Raw genomic sequence first — 21,826 nt, forward strand, 5'->3', positions numbered from 1 at the left:
GGTCGCGGCGTGCTGCCACATGCGCACGTTCATCGCCGGCGCGGCGAGCACGGGTTTGTCGGTCGCGAGCAGCAGCGTGGTCGCGAGATCGTCGGCAATCCCGGTAGCCATCCGCGCGAGCAGATCGGCGGTCGCGGGCGCCACCACCACCAGGTCCGCCTCGCGGCTGAGCTGGATATGCCCCATCTCCGCCTCGTCCTTCAGGTCCCAAAGGCTGGTGTGGACCGGCTGCTCGGAAAGCGCCGCAAGTGTCATCGGCGTCACGAACTGCGCGCCGCCCTCGGTCAGCACGCAGCGCACACTCATCCCGGCCTTGCGGATCAGCCGGATCAGCTCGCACGCCTTGTAAGCTGCGATCCCGCCGCCGACGATCAGGAGGACGCGCTTGCCCGTCATGCGATTACACTAGCAGCAGAGTGACGGCGGACCCAATCGCCGCCGCCAGCACTGCGATGCCCGCATAGCGCCAGCCATGGCCGCGGCCCAGCACGTTGACGTCGACGAGCGGGGGAGGGGGCGGGGCTGCGCCGGGCCTTGGGAACTGGTAGTCGAGGCGGCGGATCAGGTCGGGGATCAGCGCCAGCGTCCGGCCGAACTCGACGATCCGGTCTGCCGCCCAGGCTTCGGGGCCGATCTCGGTCCTGATCCATTCCTTCACGAACGGGCCGGCCGTTTCCCACATGTTGATGTCGGGATCGAGCGTCTGCGCCACGCCTTCCACCATCACCATCGTCTTCTGCAGCAGCAGCAGATGCGGCTGGGTCGGCATGTCGAAGTCGCGGGTGATCGCGAACAGCCCATCCAGCATGTTGCCGATAGAAATATCCTTGACCGGCAGGCCCCGGATCGGCTCGCCGACCGCACGCAGCGCGGTCGTGAACTCGGCGAGATTGTGGTGCGGGGGCACGTATCCCGCTTCGAAATGGATTTCGGCGACGCGCTCGTAATTGCCGGTGATCAGGCCGTAGAGAATCTCCGCCAGCCACATCCGCGCGCGGCGGTCGATGCGGCCCATAATGCCGAAATCGATCGCGACGATGGTGCCGTCGGGGCGCACCAGCAGGTTTCCCTGGTGCATGTCGGCATGGAAGAAGCCTTCGGAGATCGCCTGGCGCAGGAAAGCACGGACCAGGCGCGCCGCCAGCGCCTTCACGTCGTGCCCGGCCGCGATCAGCTCGTCGCGGCGCGAGACCTTGATGCCGTCGATCCATTCGAGCGTCATCACGCGCCGGGCGGTGCGCTGCCAGTCGATCGAGGGCACGCAATAGCCTGGCTCCGCCTCCATCCCTTCGGCGAGTTCCGAGGCGGAAGCGGCCTCGCGACGCAGGTCGAGCTCGCGCATCGTCCATTGCTTGAAGGTCGCGATCACCAGCCTCGGGCGCAGCCGCTGCAGCTCGGTGCCGAGCGCTTCAGCCTGGGCCGCTGCCCATTCATAGGTGTCGAGCGCCTTGGCGAATTCCTCCTCGACGCCAGGGCGGAGCACCTTGACCGCGACTTGGCGCCCGTCGCTGGTGACGGCGCGGTGCACCTGCGCGATCGAGGCAGCGCCGATCGGCTCCGGATCGAGCGACTGGAACAGCTCCTCGATCGGCTTGCCGAGCGCCTGCTCGATGGCCTTGCGGACTTCCTCGAACGGCGCAGGCGGGAGGTTGTCCTGCAGGCGGAGCAGGTCGGCGGCTGCTTCGGGACCTACCAGATCGGGGCGCGTGGCCAGCGCCTGGCCGAACTTGATCGCCGCGGGTCCCAGCGCCTCGAACGCATGGGCGTATTCGGGCATGCGCGGGATGCGCGCGCCGAAGCGGGCGATCCTGACCAGCCGGCGCACAGCGGGCGGCGTAAGCGGGTCGCGCTCGATCCCGCGCAGCGCACCGTGACGCGCCAGCGTGCGGCCCCATTTCAGCAGCCGGAACAGATGAGTGGCGGTGGAGGCCAACTAGATCTTCCAGCCCGAATGGATGGCGACCAGACCGCCCAGCATGGGCTCGACATGGGTGCGCACGAAGCCTGCCTCGCCGATCATCCGCTCGAAGGTCGGCATGTCGGGGAAGCGGCGGATCGATTCGATCAGGTAGCGATAGCTGTCCTCGTCGTCGGCGATCAGCTTGCCGACTTTCGGCACGATCCGGTGCGAGTAAAAATCATAGGCCTCGGCAAAGCCCGGCCAGAGCGTCGTCGAGAATTCGAGGCAGAAGAACCGCCCGCCGCGGCGCAACACGCGGTGCGCCTCGCGGAGCGCGGCCGGAATGTCGGTGACGTTCCGGATGCCGAACGCGATCGTGTAGGCATCGAAAAAGCGGTCGGGGAAGGTCAGGCTCTCGGCATTGGATTCGCTCCACACCAGGCCGTCGATCCCGCGTGCCTGGGCGCGGCCCATACCGACTTCCAGCATCTGCGGATTGATGTCCGCGACCGTCACGCGCGCGCCGCGGCGGGCGAGGCGGAAGGCGATATCACCGGTGCCGCCGGCCATGTCGAGAATGTCCTCGCCTTCGCGCGGCTTCACGCGGCGCACGAAGCGGTCCTTCCACAGCCGGTGCATGCCCGCGGACATGGCGTCGTTCATGACGTCGTAGCGGCGGGCGACGTTCGAAAAGACCGCGCCGACACGGGCCGTCTTTTCCTCTGGGGCGACGTCCTCGTAACCGAAGGAGACTGTTTCGGGCATGGCGGTCCGATAGCGGGAGCTTGTGGACCTAGCAAACGCCGCTTAGCTCCATCTTGTGCCAGAACTTCCCGAAGTCGAAACCACCGTCCGCGGGCTGCGGCCCGTCCTGGAGGGACAGACGCTGTCGCAGGTCGAGGCGCGGCGCGCTGACTTGCGCTTCGCCTTCCCGCCCGACCTGCGCCAGCGGCTGACCGGGGCCCGGGTGACAGCCTTGGGCCGCCGCGCGAAATACGGGCTGATCGACACCGATCGCGGCGACACGATGATCTTTCATCTCGGCATGTCGGGGCGCTGGCGGCTCGACCCGGAGGAGATCGGCAAGCACGATCATCTGGTGCTGGAAACCGGGGCCGGGCGCCGGCTGGCACTGAACGATCCGCGCCGGTTCGGCTCGGTCGATCTGTTTCGGACCACCGATCTGCCGAACTATCCCGCCTTCGCCGCGATGGGGCCGGAGCCGCTGGGGCCGGAATTCACGTCCCGTTACCTGGCCGCGGCGCTCGCGGGGCGGAGCGCGCCGATCAAGGCATTGCTGCTCGATCAGCGCATCGTGGCGGGCCTCGGCAACATCTATGTCTGCGAAGCGCTGCACATGGCGGGCATCGCCCCGACCCGCGCCGGCGGACGGATCGCGCGCAAGCGGCTGGACGCACTGGTGCCGGCGATCCGGGACGTGCTGGAAGCGGCAATCGAAGCGGGCGGCTCAACGCTGCGCGACTATGCCCGGCCGAGCGGCGAACTCGGCTATTTCGCCAGGCAGTGGCGCGTCTATGGCCGCGAAGGACAGTCCTGCCATTGCGGCGCAACGGTCAGGCGCCGCGTCGATGGCGGGCGCTCCACCTTCTACTGTGCGACGTGCCAGCGCTGATCTTATTGAGCTGCTTGCTGCTCAATTTCCGCCTGTAGGGTCTGGAGATCGAGCAGGCGGTCGTTGACGACCGACTGATTGGCCTCCGCCCAGCGCTTCAGCTCCGGATCGTCGCCGCCATTCTTGTAGGCGCGGATCAGGCCGAGCAGTTCGCTCAGCACCTCGATTTGTTGATCGACGAACAGCTTTTCGAGCGGGACGCCGTGCGTCGAGGAAAGCATCGCAAGCTTGGTGCTGTGCGCCGTTTCGCCGGCTTCTGCTTTCAGTCCTGACGCCTGCGCGATCTGCACCAGCCCGCCTCGTGACGCGCCGATTTCGGTGCCGAGCTTCGCGGCGATTTGCTTGACGTCCGCGCGCTCCGCCTTGTCCGAAGCCGCACGCGCGCTCGCCAGTACGAAATCATAGTCGCCGATCACAGCCGAGACGAAATCCTGGCCGCGCGCTTCGGCTGGTGCCGGGCCGGCAGCCTGAGCGGTTCGGCCTTCCCGGACCGTGATCCTGTCGGACTGATCCGCGGCATCCTGCTTGCCGTCGCATCCGGCGAGCAGGACGGCGAGGCTGACGAAGCCGGCGGAAATGAAACGCTTGGACATGATCTTCCCCGAACGTGCCGCACCGTTGCGGCGGTGATTCGGCGCGCCCGCTAACGGCTCGGGCCGCTCTGGGCAACATCGTCACGAGCCCGTCACGAATGTGTCGCCGGGATGTCACCGGACCTTCGCGAAACTGACGCTTGGCGGGCCTAGCGGAACCGCGGGGGCAGCGGTCCGGGGCCGCTTCCCGCTCATTCATCCAAAGGGGACTCACATGTCGCGCACTCGCCTGCTCCTGTTGCTTGGCGCCGCCATTCCGCTGGCCGCTTGCGGCGCCGATGACATCGCTTCGCCGGGCGCCGGCGGGAATATCATCATCAATAATCCGGCGCCGTCCCCGTCTCCGTCACCGAGCCCCAGCCCGACGCCCACCCCTGGCGTGACGCCGGCAGCCGATTGCGGCGGGATCGCCGGCCTGACCGATTCCGGCCTGATCAGCGGTCCGACCGGCAGCTACCGCGTCTGCACGCTGCCTTCCCGGATCTCGCAGAGCATCCAGCTCGCCAAGGTCCCGGGGCGCCTCTATCGGATCAACGGACGTGTCGATGTCGGCACGGATGGCGGGCCGACTGCATCGGCGGCGGACACGAACGTCACACTGACGATCGATCCCGGTGTGATCGTGTTCGCCGAAAGCGGCGCATCTTGGCTCCTGGTCAATCGCGGCAACAAGATCAGCGCCGTCGGCACGGCCACCCAGCCGATCATCTTCACCAGCCGCCAGAACGTCGTCGGCCTGACCAACGAGACCGGCAGCAACTCGTCCGGCCTGTGGGGCGGCATCGTGCTGGCCGGGCGCGCCCAGATCACCGATTGCGCGACCGGCACTCCGGGCACCGCAACCTGCGAGCGCCAGACCGAAGGCGCGATCGATCCGGCGCGTTATGGCGGCGCGACGAACACCGACAACAGCGGCACGGTCAGCTATGTCCAAATCCGCTATTCGGGCTTCATTCTGTCTGGCAACAGCGAGCTTCAGTCGCTGACCACCGAAGGCGTGGGGCGCGCGACCAAGCTCGACCACATCATGTCGTTCAACAGCTCCGACGACGGTGCCGAGTTCTTCGGCGGCCGCGTCAATCTGAAGTATTTCGTGTCGATCGGCGCCGAGGACGATAACCTCGATTCCGACACCGGCGTGAAGCTGAACGCCCAATATGTGCTGGTGGTCCAGAAGCCGGACGTCGGCGACTCGATCATCGAGGCGGACACCGACAACACCGCCGACGTCGACACGCCGCGCCAGAACACGATCGTGTCGAACATGACCGCCATTCACCGCTTCTCGCAGTCGAACGGTACTGCGGTCCTGCTGCGCGGCGGCGCCGATTACACGATCGCGAACAGCATCATCACATCGCCAACTACGTGTCTGCGTATCTCTAACGGCAAGACGATCCAAGCGGCCGATCCGGCACAGGACGATCTCGGACCTCCGGCCTTCCGTTCCGTGGTCATGCAATGTGGCGCGGCGCCGTTCTCCGCCGGCACCGGCGTTACGGTCGATCAGGTCAGCGGGATTTTCGGCTCGGGCTCGAACAACAATAACTCGAGCTTCACGCCGACGCTGACGAATGTTTTCGTGAACGGCGCCAACGAGACCGCGACGCCCGCGTTCGACGTCACCAGCCTCAATGCCGACCCACAGGTCGCCGGCGGTTTCTTCACCGCGGTCAACTATATCGGCGCGTTCCGCGATGGGAACGACCAATGGTACAAGGGCTGGGTCTGCAACAGTTCGATCGCCGATTTCGGTTTGGCGAACACGACCGGCCTCTGCACCACGATCCCGGTGCTTTGATCGATGTCGAAGTCACTGGCCCTGGGCGGCCTGCTGCTCGTCTCGACCGCGCTCGTTCCGCGTGCTGCTCTTGCCGCTCCCGATCCCGCCGACGCCGCACCCGCGGTCGAAGCGCCTGCCGCCGATCCGGCGGCGGGCGCGGCGGACGGCACCGATGTCTCGGTACCCGGCGGATCGGATATCGTCGTCTCGGGCAGAGCCTATGTCGACCCGTCCCGCACAACCTCGCAGGTGCTGACGGTGCTCAGCACGGCGGACGTCCTGCGTACCGGCGAAGGCGACATCGCCGGCGCGCTGGGCCGCACCACCGGTCTAAGCGTGGTCGGCAACGGCTATGTCTATGTGCGGGGCCTGGGCGACCGATATTCGCTGGCGCTGCTCAACGGCTCACCGCTGCCGAGCCCGGAGCCGCTGAAGCGCGTGGTGCCGCTCGATATCTTCCCGACCAATATCATCGCCTCGTCGCTCGTCCAGAAGAGCTATTCCGTCAACTTCCCCGGCGAGTTCGGCGGCGGCGTGATCAACCTCACGACCAAGGCGATCCCGGAGGAGAGCTTCCTGACGGTCGGCGGCAGCATCGGCGCGAACAGCGAGACGACTGGGCTGCTGGGCTATACCTATCACGGCAGCAAGAGCGATTGGACCGGCTTCGACAATGGCAGCCGCGAGCTGCCGCCGGCGCTCCGTTCTTACCTCGCGAGCGGCAGGCGCATATCGGAAGGCACCGTCGACACGCAGACAATCGCGGCGCAGCTGGTGAACGGGCGCAACGGCATCGCCCAGCGCAACACGGACATTCCGTTCAACTTCACTGCATCGCTGAGCGGCGGCACGTCGTGGGACGTGTTCGGGGACGCCACCTTGGGCGTGATCGCCAGCTTCGGCTATTCGAACAAATGGCGCACCCGCGACACGATCCAGCAGACGCCTGCGGCAGCCGACCTGTCCGCGCTTGAGAATGACTTCCGCCGCGTCATCACCGACAACCGCGTCGTCGTGAACGCCCTTGTCGGCTACGGGCTCGAGTTCGGCGACAATCACATCCGCTGGACCAACGTCTTGGTCCGCGACACGCTGAAGCAGGCCCGACTGGGAATCGGCTCGAAGCTGACGACGAACCCAACCGCCACCTTCCTGCAGCAGGATACTGCCTGGTTCGAACGTCAGCTGGTCGACACGCAGCTGGTCGGTGAGTTCGAGCCGACCGATCGGCTCAGCATCGACGTCCGCGGCGGCTTCGCCAACTCGCAGCGCGAGGCGCCGGACGAGCTGAGCCTTGAGTATTTCCGCAGCAACAATCCGTCCGATCCGTATGGCAGCTCCTTCATCAACCGGCTCAACAACGGGCAGTCAGGCAGCGCCGAGATCGCCTTTTCGGACCTGAACGAGAATCTCTGGTCGGCAGGCGCGGACGTGTCCTATCGGCTGAGCGACACGATCCGCCTGAACGCCGGCTATGCCTTTTCGGACACCAAACGGATCACCGAGCGGCGCGATTTCCTGTTTCTGGCACAAGGCGGCGGGCTGCCGCAGGCGCCGGCGCTGTTCCGGCCGGACCTGCTGCTGCAGAAGTCGGTCATCGACTTCTACGGCATCGGCCTGATCGATGCGAACGAGGGCAATCCCGAATTCGACGCGCGGCTGCGGAACCATGCCGCGTACGGGCAGGCGACAGTGCAGCTGACGCCGGAAGTGAGCCTGAACGCGGGCGTGCGCTACGAAACGGCGAGGCAGAGCGTTACCCCCGTCCAGGTGTTCATCAATCCGATCGCATCGCAGGCGTCGACACGGCTGAACCGCGACTATCTGCTGCCGGCGGCGACGCTGACCTATCAGTTGAACGACGAGATGCAGTTCCGGCTGAACGCGTCGAAGACAATCGCGCGGCCGCAGTTCCGTGAGCTGATCTTCCAGCAATATTTCGATCCCGAGGCGAACCGCCCATTCTTTGGCAACCCGCTGCTGGTCGACAGCCAGCTCTACAATTTCGAAGGACGGTACGAATGGTATTTCGCCCGCGAGCAGAAGCTGTCGCTGTCCGGCTTCTTCAAGCGGATCGACAATCCGATCGAGACCTTCGCGAGCGCCAGCGAAAACGGGATCGTATCCAGCTTCGCGAACGCGCCGCGCGCGATTCTCCATGGCGGCGAGGTGGAGCTGAAGACGCACGTCAACCTGGACGGCAGCGACAGCCCCTTCTGGTCGCGGCGGCGGATCGTGGTGATCGGCAACTACACCTACACCAAGTCGAAGCTGCAGGTCGGCCCGAACGATCCGGTGCGGGTGTTCCAGGCGTCGGTCAACCGCGCGTCCGAGCTGTTCCGCGACGGGGCTCCGCTCACGGGCCAGTCGGATCACGTCGCCAATCTGGAGCTGGGGCTAGAGGATCGCGACGCGCTGTCGCAGCAGACGATCCTGCTGAGCTACGCCAGCAAACGCGTGACCAACCGCGGCTCGCGGAGTGCGGTGCAGCTGCCCGACATCTTCGAACGGCCGGGCCTCAGGATCGACCTGGTGGCGCGGCAGGGCCTCAGGGTGTTCGGGATCGACTCCGAGCTGAAGTTCGAGGCGCGGAACCTGACCGGGCAGGATTACAAGGAATATCAGCGCTCAGGCGACAATGTCGTGTTCTACAATCTCTATGACGTAGGGACGACGGTGACGCTGGGATGGAGCGTCAATTTCTGACGGTCACGCGTCGATCGCTTCCTCGTCCAGGCGCGAGGCGTTTTCCTGGATGAACTGGAAGCGATGTTCGGGGTTGCGGCCCATCAGTCGGTCGACCAGGTCGCGGACGCCGGCGCGCTCCTCATAGTCCTGGGGCAGGGTGATGCGGATCAGGCTGCGCGTCTTCGGGTCCATCGTCGTTTCGCGGAGCTGCTGCGGGTTCATCTCGCCCAGGCCCTTGAAGCGGCCGACCTCGACCTTCTTGCCCCTGAACTCGCTCGCCTCCAGCTCGGCGCGGTGGGCGTCGTCGCGGGCGTAGAGGCTCTTGCCGCCGGCGGTCAGCCGATAGAGCGGCGGCTGGGCGAGATAGAGGTGGCCGCGCCGGACGATGTCCGGCATTTCCTGGAAGAAGAACGTCATCAGCAATGTCGCGATGTGCGCGCCGTCTACGTCCGCGTCGGTCATGATGACGATGCGTTCGTAGCGGAGCGAGTCCGGCACGCACTTGTCGCGCGTGCCGCAACCGAGCGCTTGGATCAGGTCGGCGATCTCGTTGTTCGCGCGGATCTTGTCCGCGGTGGCGGAGGCGACGTTCAGGATCTTGCCTCGGATGGGGAGGATCGCCTGCGTCTTGCGGTCGCGCGCCTGCTTGGCCGACCCGCCCGCCGAGTCGCCCTCGACGATGAACAGCTCGGTGCCTTCCGGGCTGTCGTTAGCGCAATCGGTGAGCTTGCCGGGCAGCCGAAGCTTGCGAGCGCCGGTCGCGGTCTTGCGCTTGACCTCGCGCTCCGCCTTCCGCCGCAGCCTCTCGTCCATCCGGTCCATGACGAAGCCGAGCAGCGCCTTGCCGCGCTCCATACGGTCGGCGAGGAAATGGTCGAAATGGTCGCGGATCGCGTTCTCGACGAGCCGCGCCGCCTCCGGCGACGTCAGCCGGTCCTTGGTCTGGCTCTGGAATTGCGGGTCGCGGATGAAGACGGACAGCATCAGCTCGGCGCCGGTGACGATATCCTCGGCCGAAATGTCCTTGGCTTTTTTCTGCCCGGTCAGCTCGCCGAACCCGCGGATGCCGCGGGTCAGCGCCGCGCGCAGCCCCTGTTCATGGGTGCCTCCGTCGGGCGTGGGGATGGTGTTGCAATACCAGCTGTAGCTGCCTTCGCTCCACAGCGGCCAGGCGACTGCCCATTCGACGCGGCCCTGCCCGTCGGGAAACTCCTGTGCGCCGGTGAAGAACTCGGTGGTGGCGCACTCGCGCTCGCCGATCTGCTCCTTCAGATGGTCGGCAAGGCCGCCGGGGAACTGGAACACGGCCTCGGCGGGGATGCCGGCCTCGACGATCAGCTCGGGCGCGCATTTCCAGCGGATTTCGACACCGGCGAACAGATAGGCCTTGGAGCGGGCGAGGCGGTAGAGCCGCGCCGGCTTGAACTTGAGCTCGTCGCCGAAAATCTCCGGATCGGGCACGAAGGAAACGGTGGTACCGCGCCGGTTCGGCACCGCGCCCAGCTCCTCCAGCGGACCGAGCGTCACGCCGCGGGCGAAGCGCTGGCGATAGAGCGACTTGTTGCGCGCGACCTCGACCACAGTCTCGGCCGACAAGGCATTGACGACGCTGACGCCGACGCCGTGCAGGCCGCCCGAGGTCGCATAGGCCTTGCCCGCGAATTTGCCGCCGGAATGGAGCATCGACATGATCACTTCCAGCGCCGACTTGTCCGGATATTTGGGGTGCGGGTCGACCGGCATGCCGCGGCCATTGTCCGCAATGGTGATCCGGTTGCCGGGCTCCAGCGTCACCTCGATCCGCGTCGCGAAGCCGGCGACCGCCTCGTCCATTGCGTTGTCGAGCACTTCGGCGGCGAGGTGATGCAGCGCCCGCTCGTCGGTGCCGCCGACATACATGCCGGGCCGCCGGCGAACCGGCTCCAGCCCCTCCAGCACCTCGATCGAGGAGGCGTCGTAATCGGTGGAAAGCGCGGCGTTGGAAGCGAACAGATCGGACATGGGCTCAGCTATAGAAGGGCGAAGGGGCGGGGCGAAAGCCGGCAAAACTCACGAACTTCGCGCATGTGGGGATAAGGGGCGGGCGTGCAGGCTGGGGCTGGAGGAGGCATGTGGGAACAATAGCAGAACAGATGAGAGTAGGACAGAGCCGCCATGCGGCCGGGCGCGGCGAGAGAGGTGCGGCGAGGCGGTCGGATCGGGATGTCTGGGCGGGGCCAATTTGGCCGGCGCCGGGAGAAGAGCGGCCCCGTGCCGGACAGCGCTTTCGATCGCGGCGCCAGCGAAGCCGGCGTGTCATTTCGATACGGTATCGAGTTCAAGCGGATTCATTCTTAACAAATGATAAGCCCGCCGCTACCCCTCCCGATTGGCGCGTCGACTTGCTCCAGCAAGACAGGGGTTAACATGCAGAAGATTTTGATCGCGGCAGCAGCGATGCTGACCGCCACTTCGGTTCAGGCGGCGGATTCCGTAACCTATAATTCGGCTCCGGCCGACGGCTGGTACTTCGGCCATGGAAACGATTATTCGCCGGCCAATACGGCTGTGCTCACGACCGACGGCGGCAACCAGCTCTATCTGCGCCTGCACGAGACGTTCCAGACCGCTTCGGCCTCCGACAGCAGCGGCGTCTATTCGTTCGGGCTCGGGAAGACGATCAGCGTGGACTGGGGCATCGATGCGAACAGCGGCGGCTTCGGAAGCGACAACATCCGCCAGTCGTACCTGACCTTCATCAATGTCGCGACCAACGAGTCGACCACGATCGACGTGCTCACGTTTGCGACCGACAACGAGTTCCAGAACGGCAGCGCGCAGAACAGCGCGCGGCTGGACTGGTTCGGCAGCGTGTTCGGCTATGACAAGAACGCGGCGGGCCTGTACCGCATCGACCTCGACGTCGCCGGTCTGGACGGCGACGAGGCCCGCGAGCTCACCGTCTTTGCGAAGCTGAGCGCCGCGGCCGTGCCGGAACCGGCCACCTGGGCGATGATGCTGTTCGGCTTCGGCGCCGTCGGCCTCGGCATGCGTCGGCGCACCAAGGTTTCGTTTGCATAAGAACGATAATATTTCGAGCTAGTCGGTGCCCACGCCGCCGGTCGAAAGGCCGGCGGCGTTTTTCGTTTTCGGGATCTCAAGTTCTTTGCCGGGCAGGAGCGCCGAAGCCGGAGGCGGTTTCGGCACCGGGCCATGCGTGGCTTCCGTCAGGTAAGCCGCCCCCGATCCCCGATCAGGCCCCGATCAGGCGATCAGGCGTTGGGCGGTGTCGGGTTGGGGTTTGCCGGCCCAGTCGGCGCGCTCGGCCATTTCGCGGGCGAGCGCTTCGAGGTTGACCAGCATGCCGATCGTGGAGCGGTTCGGGCGCCACTGACCGGAAAAGAGCGCGTCCAGCCGGTCCCGGGCCAGGAAATCGAATTTGTGCGACGCCAGGCTGGTCAGGACCGTCTCCGGCCCGCATTCGTAGAATTTGTCGAGCGCGGACTTGATGATCGTCTGCGGGCGCGTGTTGCGGATGCGGCGCATGACCTTCTTCGCCGACTTCGACGCCAGCGCGAAATGACCGTGGAGATCGATCAGCGGCGGCGACGCGATCTCGGCCGGGGTGCGGCCGGTGTCGAACGGAATCCGGCCGAGCACGGGATTCAGCTCGCTGATCAGCCTTGCCTGCAGCCGCCCGTGCTTTTTCTGCCCCGGATGCACGCGCAGCGCGCTTTCGACGAAACGGTGATCGAAAAACGGCATGATTGCCGAGCGGCGCACCGGCAGATCGCCGAGCGCATCGCCGCACCAGCGCGTCATCCGCTCGGTCAGATACAGATTGTCGAGCCGGCTGCCCCAGGCCGGGCCGGCGCTTGCGGCCAGTACGTCCGTCACGTGCGCGGTGTATTCGGCCAGCGCCGCGTTCAGCCAATCGGCATCGAACAGCGACGGATCGGCGCAATCGTTGAATACAAGCCGCCAGCGCACCAGCCGGTCGATCGGGCCGGAGCTCGCATTGCGGGCGATCGGCTGCCACGGATAATAAAAGCCGCGCAGCAGCTCGCCATTCTGGCCGTTGAAGCGGGACGAGACCGGCCGCTCCCGTTCGGTCAGGTCGAACAGGCTTCGATCAATGGCATTCGAGGAGAATTCCCCGTTGCGCGCAAGCTCGACAAGGAGCTTCGCAAAATCGCCGTTGGTCAGGGAATCAATCGTGGTGGGTTGGTGAAGCTCGTGCTTCATGTTCATCGCCGCGGCGAGCTGCCTGGCGACGATTACGTCGGGCATGTCGTCGAAGCCGATCGTATAGGCCAGCCGGCGCGAGAGATCGGCCGGATCGAATGCCGCCATGATCAGCCGCGAATCGAAGCCGCCGCTGAACTCGACCGGCGCGTCGGGATAGGCCGCCGCCCGGGCGCGCACCACGTCCCTGAACAGATTGGCGTCAAGGCGATCCGGCGCCTCGAAATCGCTGCTGAAGCGCGCCGTCTCGACCAGGCCGTCCGCCGCCTCGAGATAGGTGCCGGGCGTGACGCGGAACACATGCTGGAACATGGTTCCGGAGCCGACCCCGTGCCCGACAAGGGCCAGCCCGCCCAGCGCCCGCATCTCGATCGGGCGGTCAAGCAGCCGCGCGACGATCCAGGAGGCCGAGGAAATTACGGAAAGATCGGACGAACAGCCCCAATAGAGGCCGCCGAGCGCATAACGATCGGGAAAGGCGGCGATGCGCTTCAGCGACGGATCGAGCCAGAGCGTGACGGACGGCGAAGCCAGCCGCATCTGCGCCGGCTTTTTGCCCGATTCCAGGCTCGCCTCGATTTCGGCGGGCGACACGAGGCGGTCCAGCGATTCGTCGAAATTGGAGATGCCGCGCGTGACCAGCCGGCCGCTTTGCGAGGCATGCACGTCGGCATTTCCCGACCAGGCGAGGGCGAGCCCGGGATGCAGGCACACCTGCCCGATGCCCATTGCCTCGAGCTGCTGAATTGCCATCCTCAGCGCGTCAGGCGCGCCGGTTAAGCCAACAACGTGCATTGCCCTCCAGCCCCCAAAAGAGCACTCCAGCCCTACAGAACCCGCTGGTTAACCGCAATATAAGTTGCAAACATTAACTGTTTTTTATCGCGGGATTGGGCGAGGTTGGCGCGTTTTTCCTACCGCAGGTTTTGCGGTCGCCGCCGCAGTGTGCCTGTTCCTGCTAGCCCGAAGCACGGCGGAGGGGGATGACCTTATCGAGCGCGTCGAGGCGCGCGGCGAGGGCGCGGTTGCAGGCTTCGTAGGCGGGGACGAAGGCCTGCTCGATCTGGTCGTCGGTGAGGCGCCAGGGGATCAGGCCGGACAGGGTCTCGCTGTGGAACAGGCGCGTGCCGCCGGCTTCGTGGCAAAGCTCGAACAGATGGTCGCCGGTGAAGAGCAACGGGACGTGCCCGCGCCAGGCGAGCGCTCGACCGGGATCGGCGCGGGTGATCGTGACGGTACGGCGGATCGTCGTGCCGGGCCGGGCCGGATTGACGAAACGCATCGCGACCTGGCTGCCCACGCGCGGATCGCCCTCCGCCTCCAGGTTCAGCGGGTTCCAGTCGCGATAACGGTCGAAGTCGGCGAGCACCGTCCACACGCGCGCCGGCGCGTAGGGCAGGAAGATCGACGTCAGGACGCGCTTGGGCATGTCCCGCAGATCGAAAGCCCGTCGCGAGCGCGGATCAAGCGCCGCTCGACAAGCCGTCGGCAGCAATCGACCAGTGCCGGAGCGCCAAGGCCCGGAGCGCCGGAGGCTGGCCCCCGACGCTCCGGATCCGGGTCAGGCGTAAGTGACGGTCGCCATCGTGCGCCGGCGCCGCGCGGTGGCGCCGATCAGGCCGAAGCCGCCGATCATCAGCGCCCAGGTCGCGGGCTCCGGAACGGCGGTGATGTTGAAGGTGCCCGAGCCGGTCACCCCGCCGATCGAGTAGGTGCCGGTGAAGGTGCCACCGCCGAACTGGGTCCAGTAGCTGGCGGTGCTGTTGATCTCCGCCTGCTGCTCGGCGAGCGTGCAGCCGGTGCAATAGGCCGCGAAGGAATTGCCCGATCCGCGGCCGACGATCGCGTCGACGAGCTGCGTGTTCGGGCCCGTGGTGACGAACACGTCGTCGCCGGTGCCGAGCATGCCGTCGGCGCCTTTCAGCACGCCCTGATATTCGGTCGAGTAATTATAGCCGCCGGCCGCGAAGGTGTAGCCGAGCGCGTTGTCCGGATCGCTCGACGCCATCACCAGCGACAGGTCGCCGATCGCGATCTGCTGGTCGTCGCCGGTGATGCGCAGGCTGAAGCTCATCCGGTTGCCGAGCTCGTTTGCATAGGCGGCGCCGAACTTCGTGCCCGGATCGGCGAAGCCCTTCCAGCTCGGGAAGCCGGTGACGATGCCCTGCGAGGCACCGACCGTCGACTGGGCGTGGAACCAGGTCGGCGAGGTCGGGTCGCCATAGGAGCTGTAGCCGTGGTACATGGCCTGCACCGCATTCGCGACCCAGCCGCTATACGATGGCGAGCCGAACGCATTGGGCGCGAGCGTGGGCGTGACGGTGATCGTGATCGCCTGCGCCGCAGACGCGCCGAACAGCGCGGCCGAAGCGGCCGCGAGCAACATGGACTTGGTCATGGAATACCCCCTCGAGTTGTCGCTACCGCGACCCGGTCCGGTGCTCTTCGGCGCCTGAACGACTCGGTTTATAACCTGTTTACGCTTTTTGTCACGCCCGCACGTGGTCGTTACGGATTGAAATTGAAGGCAAAGCGCTCCCGCTCTGGGACGGGCGGGAGCGCTGGATCGGTTTAGCCTCAGCGGACCCGCGGGCCGCCGAAGGGGAGGGGCGGGGGCGGGCGGCGGTCGCGGCGGGGGAGCTGGGCCTGATAGGCCTGGCCGCAATGCGCGACGCAATAGGGAAAGCCCGGGTTCACGGGCGCGCCGCAGAAGTGGAAGTCCGGCTCGCCCGGATGGCCGAGCGGCCATTTGCAGATGCGCTCATTGAGGTCGAGCAGGCTGGTCTTGTCGGCGATCTCCGGGCTCGGCTTGGCCGGCACCAGGCGGCGCGGCGGCGCGGGCGGGATCGGCGCGGAAGTCTCGCCCGGGGCCTGGCGAAGGAAGCCGCCGGGGCCGATCGAACGGATCTGCGGCTGCGGCGGAGCGGCAGGCGCCTCGGGCGCGGCAGCGGCGGCGGGAGCAGCCGGACGCTCGGGCGCGGCCGGTGCGTGGCGCGGCGCAGCGGCAGGACGCGGCGCGGTTTCGGCGCGCGGCTCCGCAGGGGCGGCGGCGGCCGGCGTGACCGCATCGTCCTTGCCCTCGCGGACCGGCGACGGGCGCGCCTGCAGCCCCAGCCGGTGCGCCTTGCCGATCACCGCGTTGCGGCTGACGCCGCCCAGCTCTTCGGCGATCTGGCTGGCGGTCATTCCTTTTTCCCACATCGATTTCAGCTGGTCGATGCGTTCGTCAGTCCAGGCCATCTGTGTCCTACGTCCTTAAATCCTGCACGCCTTGCGGGTGAGGCCGTCTGCCGATAGGCGGGCAGCCGATGCTCGACCAGTCCCAATCCGGAGTCCGCCTCGCGCCCGGCATCGCGTCCATCACGAATGTGAACTGGCCGGGCTTGCGCGCCCTTTATGTGAAGGAGGTGCGGCGTTTCTTCAAGGTGCAGCTCCAGACGATCTGGGCGCCGGCGATCACCAACATGCTGTTCCTCGCGATTTTCACCGTCGCGCTGGGGCGGTCGGGGCGGACCGTGCTCGGCCATCCCTTCGCCGATTTCATTGCGCCCGGGCTGATCGTGATGGGCATGCTGCAGAACAGCTTCGCCAATGCGAGCTTTTCGCTGCTGGTCGGCAAGATCCAGGGCACGATCGTCGACTATCTGATGCCGCCCTTGTCGAACGGCGAGCTGCTGGCGGCGCTGAGCGGGGCGGCGGTGACGCGCGCGGTGCTGGTCGGCTGCGCGGTGTGGCTGGCGATGCAGCTGTGGCCGGGCATCCATGTGATGCCGCGCCATTTCTGGGCCGTCGCCTGGTTCGGCGTGCTGGGCGCGCTGTTCCTCGCCTTTCTCGGCATCCTGACCTCGATCTGGGCGGAGAAGTTCGACCATGCCGCGTCGGTGACGAACTTCGTCGTGGCGCCTTTGTCGCTGCTGTCCGGCACATTCTATTCGGTCGACGCGCTGGCGCCGGCGTTCCGCGCGATCAGCCATGCGAACCCGTTCTTCTACATCATCTCCGGCTTCCGCTACGGGTTCCTGGGCGATGCCGACTCGCCGGTGATGATCGGCGCAGTCGTGGTACTGGCGATCGACGTGGCGATGGGCGCCGTCTGCTACGCGCTGCTGCGCTCCGGATGGAAGATCAAGGCATGAGCTTCATCGACTATCAGGCGCACGACATTGAGTGCGAAGCCTATGTCGCGCGGCCGGCGGGGGCGGGGCCGCATCCGGCGGTGCTGATCGCGCCGACGGTGCGCGGGCCGACGCCGCTGGAGCATGCCAAGGCCGACGAGCTCGCGGCCGAGGGCTATCTGGCGATCGTGCTCGACCATTACGGCAAGGCCGAGCGCGACCTGGGCGAGCGGGCGCGGGACCTGATGAACGGCCTGATCGCCGACCGGGCGCTGCTGCGCGCGCGGCTGCTGGCGCACCTGGGCTTCGCGCAGGGGCTGGAGGGCGTGGACGCGCGCCGGATCGCGATTGTCGGCTATTGCTTCGGCGGGCTGTGCGCGCTCGACCTGGCGCGGACGGGCACGGACGCGATCAAGGGCGCGGTTTCGATCCACGGCATCTTCCCGCCGCCGCAGCTGGGGCCGCAGCCGCAGATTCCGGCCAAATTGCTGGTGCTGCACGGCTGGGACGACCCGCTGGCGACTCCCGACTCGGTGCTGGGGCTGACGAAGGAGCTGACCGATGCGGGCGCGGACTGGCAGCTTCATGCCTATGGGCACACGGTCCACGGCTTCACCAATCCCGAAGCGGCGGTACCGGGGCGCGTCGTCTATAATGCCGATGCCGACCGGCGCGCGAACGTGGCGCTGTCCGCCTTTCTGGCCGAGGCGCTGGCTTAACGGATCATAACGGAAGCGTTCAGGCCTGCTCCAGCGCGACTCGCCTAACCAGGCTCCACGTCCGAAGAAGGAATGGAGTGCCATGAAAAAGCTGATCGTTTCTCTCGCTATCGCGTCTGCCGCCATGATCGCGGCGGCGCCCGCCTCGGCGCAGGGCTGGGGCCGCGGCAACAACATCCAGCAGCGGCTGCAGCGGATCGAGGTCCGGATCGACCGCAATTTCCAGCGTGGTTCGCTGACGCGCAACGAGGCGCGGCGGCTGCAGGCCGAGACCAACGGCGTCCAGCGCCTCGCCTGGCGCTATGGCCGCAACGGGCTGACCGGCTGGGAGCATCGCGACCTCGAGCGCCGCGTCGACCGGCTGCAGAACCGGCTGCAGCGGCAGCGGCATGATGACGACCGTCGGGGCTGGCGGCGGTAAGTGAAGTCCTCCCCTGCAAATGCAGGGGAGGACTTTGGGTAAGGGTTGTCTCTCTCCGCCCCGGCTCCTATACGAGCCCCAGGCGACCGGGCGGTCGCCTTTTTGCGTTTCACCTCAGGAGCCAGCCATGCCGATCACGCCGTTGATGCCCGTCTATCCCCGCTGCGGCGTGCGGCCGGTGCGCGGCGAGGGCGTGTATCTGATCGGCGAGAAGGGCGAGCGCTATCTCGACTTCGCGAGCGGCATTGCCGTCAACCTGCTGGGCCACGGCCATCCGCATTTGACCAAGGCGATCCAGGATCAGGCGGCGACGCTGATGCACGTCTCCAACCTCTATGGCAGCCCGCAGGGCGAGGCGCTGGCGCAGCGGCTGGTCGACAACACCTTCGCCGACACGGTGTTCTTCACCAACTCCGGCGCCGAGGCGGTCGAGTGCGCGATCAAGACCGCGCGCCGCTTTCACTATGCGAACGGCGACACGCACAAGACGACGCTGATCACGTTCAAGAACGCGTTCCACGGCCGCACCATCGGCACGATCAGCGCGACCGACCAGGACAAGCTCCGTTCCGGCTTCGACCCGCTGCTGCCGGGCTTCAAGGTCGTCGAGTTCGACAATCTGGAAGCGGCCGAAGCGGCGGTGGACGACAGCACGGCCGGCTTCCTGGTCGAGCCGATCCAGGGCGAAGGCGGTATCCGCCCGGCCAGCCAGGCCTTCATGAAGGGCCTGCGCCGCATCTGCGACGAAAAGGGCCTGATGCTGGTGCTGGACGAGGTGCAGTGCGGCGTCGGCCGGACGGGCACTTTGTTCGCGCATGAGCAATACGGCATCACGCCGGACATCATGGCGGTCGCCAAGGGCATCGGCGGCGGCTTCCCGATGGGCGCGTGCCTGGCGACCGAGCGCGCGGCGCACGGCATGGTGATCGGCACCCACGGCTCCACCTATGGCGGCAACCCGCTGGCGATGGCGGCGGGCAACGCCGTGCTGGACGTGGTGCTGGCGCCCGGCTTCCTCGAGCATGTTCGCGCGATGGGCGACCGGCTGCGCCAGGCGCTGGAGCAGATGATCCCGAACTATGACGACCTGTTCGACAGCGTGCGCGGCATGGGGCTGATGCTGGGCGTGAAGCTGAAGACCGAAAGCCGCGCGTTCGTGGCGCACCTGCGCGACCATCACGGGCTGCTGACGGTCGCCGCCGGCGACAATGTCGTGCGCATCCTGCCGCCGCTGACGATCGACGAAAAGGACATCGCCGAGTGCATCGAGCGGCTGAGCGCCGGTGCGCGGGACTATGCGCCGGCGCAGGCGGCATGAGGACGCCAAAATCCTCCCCTTACGGGGGAGGATCGCAGTGACTCGCCATTTTCTCGACCTCTCCTCCGCCGGCGCCGACGGCGTGGCGGCGATGCTGGCCGACGCGCTCGCGCGGAAGCAGGCGCGGGCCGGCTGGCCGAAGGGCAAAGCCGATGCCGACCGGCCGCTCGACGGGCGCGTGCTGGCGATGATCTTCGAGAAGAGCTCGACGCGCACGCGGGTGTCATTCGACCTGGCCGTCCGGCAGCTGGGCGGCACGTCGATCGTGATGGATGCCGGCTCGATGCAGCTCGGCCGCGGTGAGACGATCGCAGACACGGCGCGCGTGCTCAGCCGCTATGTCGACGCGATCATGATCCGCACCGACGACCCGGCGAAGCTGGAGGAAATGGCGAAATACGCGTCGGTGCCGGTGATCAACGGCCTGACCGACCGCTCGCATCCGTGCCAGATCGTCGCCGACCTGCTGACCGCGCTGGAAAAGGGCGTGCAGCTGCCGGGCTCGAAATGGGCCTGGCTGGGCGACGGCAACAACGTGCTGCATTCGATTGTCGAGGCTGCCGGGCTGTTCGGCTTTTCGGTCGCGGCGGGGTGCCCGGAGGGCTACGACCCGGACGAGAGCTTCGTCGCCGAAGCCAATGCGCGGCTGGCCGGCAGCAATGCGCGGGTGACGATCGAGCGCGACCCGGCGCGCGCGGCCGCCGATGCCGATGTCGTCGTCACCGATACGTGGGTTTCAATGGGGCAGGCGGATTCGGCGCAGAAGGTTGCCGCCATGACGCCGTATCAGGTGAATGCCGGGCTGATGGCGCACGCAAGGCCGTCCGCCACCTTCCTCCACTGCCTGCCGGCACACCGCGGCGAGGAAGCCACCGACGACATCCTGGACGGAAACCAGTCCGCCATCTGGGATGAGGCGGAAAACCGCCTACATGCACAGAAAGCGATTTTGCTTTGGTGCTTTGGATTGATTGATGGACGACCGGACTGAGCTGGACCGGAGCCTCGGCTTCGCGATCCTGGAGCAACATGCGCGCGGGCGGCTGGTGCGGCTTGGCCCGGTGCTCGACGAGATCCTGTCGGCGCACGCCTATCCGCCGGTGATCGAGCGACTTCTGGCCGAAGCGCTGGCGCTGACGGCGCTGCTCGGCTCGACGCTGAAGAACGAGACCGGACAGATGACGCTGCAGGCGCAGACCGAGGGCGGGCCGATCAGCCTGCTGGTCTGCGACTATAAGGACAGCGAGCTGCGTGGCTATGTGCAGTTCGACGCCGAGCGGCTGGCGCAGATGCCGGCCGACCCGACCCTGTTCGCGCTATTCGGCAAGGGCTATCTCGCCATCACCTTCGACCAGGCGCTGACCGGCGAGCGGTATCAGGGCATCGTCCCGCTGGAAGGCGCATCGCTGGCGGAAGCGGCGCAGAGCTATTTCGCCCAAAGCGAGCAGATCCCCGGTCTGGTGCGCCTGGCCCACCGCCGCGATGCGGACGGGCGCGTGATTGCGGGCGGCATGCTGCTGCAGCATCTGCCCGAGGGCGAGGAAGGGCGCGACCGGCTGCACACACGGCTCGATCATCCCGAATGGCAGCATGTCGAGGCGCTGGGGCGGACGATCAAGGACGAGGAGCTGGTCGATCCCGCGCTGCCGATGGAGACGTTGGTCTGGCGGCTGTTCCATGACGAAAAGGAAGTGCGCGTGCTGGGCGGCGCGACCCTGACCCGGGGCTGCCGCTGCAACCGCGAGCATATCCTGAGCGTGCTGTCGCGCTTTCCTGTCGAGGAGCAGGAGAATATGGCGGATGCCGACGGGCTGATCCGCGTCGACTGCGCGTTCTGCTCGATCAGCCACCCGATCCGGCTGGCCGATCTGCAGCCGGCCGCTTGATCGAGACGGCATCGTAACCATTTTCCCTTAACAGGCCCGCGCTTGTCGGCGGGCGAGTGGGGGACGGATGCGGCTGTTGTTGGTTGTTGCTGGAAGCGCGGCGGCGCTGTTGCTGGCAGGTGCGGCGAACGCGCCGATCCACGCGTTCGACCGGATCGAGGCCGGCGAGTGGCAGCTGCGCGCGCTCGACGGTTCGGCCGCGGTGCGCAGGCTGTGCATCGACGATGCCTATGACCTGGTCCAGCTCCGCCACCCCGGCGTCGCCTGCTCACGCTTCGTGCTGACCAACGAGCCGGAGACCGCGACCGTCCATTATACCTGCGCCGGCGCGGGCTATGGCCGGACGACGATCCGGGTCGAGACCGGGCAGCTGGTGCGGATCGATTCCCAGGGCCTTGCCAACCGTTCGCCGTTCCAGATCACGCTGGAGGGACGGCGGATCGGCAAATGCGCCCCCGAACACGCGGCCCGTTAAGCCGGCATTTACCATCCGCGGCCTATAGAGGGGGCGTGTCGAGTAGGCACGCTTTCCTCCCAAACGGCCGC

General features: G+C 66.8%; 20 protein-coding genes. 11 read left to right on the plus strand and 9 right to left on the minus strand.

Features of this window, described 5'->3' with window-relative positions:
- From VFT73_RS11010 to VFT73_RS11020, 3 genes are all read right to left on the minus strand, one after another.
- A partial coding sequence (locus tag VFT73_RS11010) for a flavoprotein (protein ID WP_326410939.1) occupies positions 1-396 on the minus strand: 396 nt, incomplete at its 3' end.
- A 4-nt stretch (positions 397-400) separates the two neighbouring features.
- The gene (gene ubiB / locus VFT73_RS11015; protein WP_326410942.1) at positions 401-1,933 is read right to left on the minus strand and encodes a 2-polyprenylphenol 6-hydroxylase; all 1,533 of its coding nucleotides are present in this window, start codon (positions 1,931-1,933) and stop codon (positions 401-403) included.
- Entirely contained in the window at positions 1,934-2,665 is a 732-nt protein-coding gene (locus tag VFT73_RS11020; RefSeq protein ID WP_326410944.1) for a class I SAM-dependent methyltransferase, read from the minus strand.
- Positions 2,666-2,720: 55 nt separating this feature from the next.
- On the opposite strand from VFT73_RS11020, the gene mutM reads away from it, so the two are divergent.
- A complete protein-coding gene (mutM, locus tag VFT73_RS11025) occupies positions 2,721-3,533 on the plus strand; it encodes a bifunctional DNA-formamidopyrimidine glycosylase/DNA-(apurinic or apyrimidinic site) lyase (protein WP_326410946.1) in 813 nt (270 codons plus the stop codon).
- 2 nt (positions 3,534-3,535) lie between these two features.
- Here the strand turns inward: mutM and VFT73_RS11030 are convergent, their stop codons facing one another.
- Positions 3,536-4,126, minus strand: a complete 591-nt coding sequence (locus VFT73_RS11030; RefSeq protein WP_326410948.1) for a DUF4142 domain-containing protein — start codon at positions 4,124-4,126, stop codon at positions 3,536-3,538.
- Positions 4,127-4,340: 214 nt separating this feature from the next.
- Here VFT73_RS11030 and VFT73_RS11035 point away from each other — a divergent pair, with 214 nt between their 5' ends.
- Positions 4,341-5,927, plus strand: coding sequence for a hypothetical protein (locus VFT73_RS11035; protein WP_326410950.1), 1,587 nt, complete (start codon positions 4,341-4,343; stop codon positions 5,925-5,927).
- A gap of 3 nt (positions 5,928-5,930) precedes the next feature.
- Entirely contained in the window at positions 5,931-8,615 is a 2,685-nt protein-coding gene (locus VFT73_RS11040) for a TonB-dependent receptor domain-containing protein (RefSeq protein WP_326410952.1), read from the plus strand.
- 3 nt (positions 8,616-8,618) lie between these two features.
- On the opposite strand, the gene parE is transcribed toward VFT73_RS11040, so the two are convergent.
- On the minus strand, positions 8,619-10,598 hold the full coding sequence (gene parE / locus VFT73_RS11045) for a DNA topoisomerase IV subunit B (protein ID WP_326410954.1): 1,980 nt from the start codon (positions 10,596-10,598) through the stop codon (positions 8,619-8,621).
- Between the two features lie 405 nt (positions 10,599-11,003).
- Here parE and VFT73_RS11050 point away from each other — a divergent pair, with 405 nt between their 5' ends.
- The gene (locus VFT73_RS11050) at positions 11,004-11,657 is read left to right on the plus strand and encodes a PEPxxWA-CTERM sorting domain-containing protein (protein WP_326410957.1); all 654 of its coding nucleotides are present in this window, start codon (positions 11,004-11,006) and stop codon (positions 11,655-11,657) included.
- A 183-nt stretch (positions 11,658-11,840) separates the two neighbouring features.
- Here the strand turns inward: VFT73_RS11050 and VFT73_RS11055 are convergent, their stop codons facing one another.
- The 4 genes from VFT73_RS11055 to VFT73_RS11070 form a co-directional block, all read right to left on the minus strand.
- Positions 11,841-13,574 (minus strand): asparagine synthase-related protein, encoded by a 1,734-nt coding sequence (locus tag VFT73_RS11055; RefSeq protein ID WP_326410959.1) that lies wholly within the window; start codon positions 13,572-13,574, stop codon positions 11,841-11,843.
- Between the two features lie 205 nt (positions 13,575-13,779).
- Entirely contained in the window at positions 13,780-14,250 is a 471-nt protein-coding gene (locus VFT73_RS11060) for an SRPBCC domain-containing protein (protein WP_326410961.1), read from the minus strand.
- 132 nt (positions 14,251-14,382) lie between these two features.
- On the minus strand, positions 14,383-15,219 hold the full coding sequence (locus tag VFT73_RS11065; RefSeq protein WP_326410964.1) for a PEPxxWA-CTERM sorting domain-containing protein: 837 nt from the start codon (positions 15,217-15,219) through the stop codon (positions 14,383-14,385).
- A gap of 179 nt (positions 15,220-15,398) precedes the next feature.
- Positions 15,399-16,061: a GcrA family cell cycle regulator gene (locus tag VFT73_RS11070; protein WP_326410967.1), complete on the minus strand. Its 663-nt coding sequence runs from the start codon at positions 16,059-16,061 to the stop codon at positions 15,399-15,401.
- Positions 16,062-16,129: 68 nt separating this feature from the next.
- On the opposite strand from VFT73_RS11070, the gene VFT73_RS11075 reads away from it, so the two are divergent.
- The 7 genes from VFT73_RS11075 to VFT73_RS11105 all read left to right on the plus strand — a co-directional run bounded on the left by VFT73_RS11075 (position 16,130) and on the right by VFT73_RS11105 (position 21,755).
- The gene (locus VFT73_RS11075; protein ID WP_326410969.1) at positions 16,130-16,957 is read left to right on the plus strand and encodes an ABC transporter permease; all 828 of its coding nucleotides are present in this window, start codon (positions 16,130-16,132) and stop codon (positions 16,955-16,957) included.
- Positions 16,954-17,655, plus strand: coding sequence for a dienelactone hydrolase family protein (locus VFT73_RS11080; protein ID WP_326410971.1), 702 nt, complete (start codon positions 16,954-16,956; stop codon positions 17,653-17,655). The genes VFT73_RS11075 and VFT73_RS11080 overlap by 4 nt, the downstream gene beginning before the upstream one ends.
- A gap of 82 nt (positions 17,656-17,737) precedes the next feature.
- Positions 17,738-18,076: a hypothetical protein gene (locus VFT73_RS11085; RefSeq protein ID WP_326410974.1), complete on the plus strand. Its 339-nt coding sequence runs from the start codon at positions 17,738-17,740 to the stop codon at positions 18,074-18,076.
- Positions 18,077-18,203: 127 nt separating this feature from the next.
- The gene (locus VFT73_RS11090; RefSeq protein ID WP_326410976.1) at positions 18,204-19,394 is read left to right on the plus strand and encodes an aspartate aminotransferase family protein; all 1,191 of its coding nucleotides are present in this window, start codon (positions 18,204-18,206) and stop codon (positions 19,392-19,394) included.
- A 37-nt stretch (positions 19,395-19,431) separates the two neighbouring features.
- Positions 19,432-20,385 (plus strand): ornithine carbamoyltransferase, encoded by a 954-nt coding sequence (gene argF, locus VFT73_RS11095; protein WP_326410979.1) that lies wholly within the window; start codon positions 19,432-19,434, stop codon positions 20,383-20,385.
- Complete coding sequence (locus VFT73_RS11100) at positions 20,369-21,280, plus strand: Hsp33 family molecular chaperone HslO (RefSeq protein WP_326410981.1); 912 nt, start codon at positions 20,369-20,371, stop codon at positions 21,278-21,280. Before argF ends, VFT73_RS11100 begins: the two co-directional genes overlap by 17 nt.
- A 67-nt stretch (positions 21,281-21,347) precedes the next feature.
- Complete coding sequence (locus VFT73_RS11105; RefSeq protein WP_326410983.1) at positions 21,348-21,755, plus strand: hypothetical protein; 408 nt, start codon at positions 21,348-21,350, stop codon at positions 21,753-21,755.
- Positions 21,756-21,826 lie beyond the last annotated feature (71 nt).

Origin of the sequence: Sphingomonas sp. (assembly GCF_035758555.1) — a bacterium.
Lineage (GTDB): Bacteria > Pseudomonadota > Alphaproteobacteria > Sphingomonadales > Sphingomonadaceae > Sphingomonas_B.

Excerpts from the sequence above, each read along its gene's own strand:
- VFT73_RS11020 (WP_326410944.1), bottom strand. The coding sequence starts at position 2,665 with ATGCCCGAAACAGTCTCCTTCGGTTACGAGGACGTCGCCCCAGAGGAA.
- VFT73_RS11030 (WP_326410948.1), bottom strand. The coding sequence starts at position 4,126 with ATGTCCAAGCGTTTCATTTCCGCCGGCTTCGTCAGCCTCGCCGTCCTG.
- VFT73_RS11035 (WP_326410950.1), top strand. The coding sequence starts at position 4,341 with ATGTCGCGCACTCGCCTGCTCCTGTTGCTTGGCGCCGCCATTCCGCTG.
- VFT73_RS11040 (WP_326410952.1), top strand. The coding sequence starts at position 5,931 with ATGTCGAAGTCACTGGCCCTGGGCGGCCTGCTGCTCGTCTCGACCGCG.
- parE (WP_326410954.1), bottom strand. The coding sequence starts at position 10,598 with ATGTCCGATCTGTTCGCTTCCAACGCCGCGCTTTCCACCGATTACGAC.
- VFT73_RS11050 (WP_326410957.1), top strand. The coding sequence starts at position 11,004 with ATGCAGAAGATTTTGATCGCGGCAGCAGCGATGCTGACCGCCACTTCG.
- VFT73_RS11055 (WP_326410959.1), bottom strand. The coding sequence starts at position 13,574 with ATGGCAATTCAGCAGCTCGAGGCAATGGGCATCGGGCAGGTGTGCCTG.
- VFT73_RS11060 (WP_326410961.1), bottom strand. The coding sequence starts at position 14,250 with ATGCCCAAGCGCGTCCTGACGTCGATCTTCCTGCCCTACGCGCCGGCG.
- VFT73_RS11065 (WP_326410964.1), bottom strand. The coding sequence starts at position 15,219 with ATGACCAAGTCCATGTTGCTCGCGGCCGCTTCGGCCGCGCTGTTCGGC.
- VFT73_RS11070 (WP_326410967.1), bottom strand. The coding sequence starts at position 16,061 with ATGGCCTGGACTGACGAACGCATCGACCAGCTGAAATCGATGTGGGAA.
- VFT73_RS11075 (WP_326410969.1), top strand. The coding sequence starts at position 16,130 with ATGCTCGACCAGTCCCAATCCGGAGTCCGCCTCGCGCCCGGCATCGCG.
- VFT73_RS11080 (WP_326410971.1), top strand. The coding sequence starts at position 16,954 with ATGAGCTTCATCGACTATCAGGCGCACGACATTGAGTGCGAAGCCTAT.
- VFT73_RS11085 (WP_326410974.1), top strand. The coding sequence starts at position 17,738 with ATGAAAAAGCTGATCGTTTCTCTCGCTATCGCGTCTGCCGCCATGATC.
- VFT73_RS11090 (WP_326410976.1), top strand. The coding sequence starts at position 18,204 with ATGCCGATCACGCCGTTGATGCCCGTCTATCCCCGCTGCGGCGTGCGG.
- VFT73_RS11100 (WP_326410981.1), top strand. The coding sequence starts at position 20,369 with ATGGACGACCGGACTGAGCTGGACCGGAGCCTCGGCTTCGCGATCCTG.
- VFT73_RS11105 (WP_326410983.1), top strand. The coding sequence starts at position 21,348 with ATGCGGCTGTTGTTGGTTGTTGCTGGAAGCGCGGCGGCGCTGTTGCTG.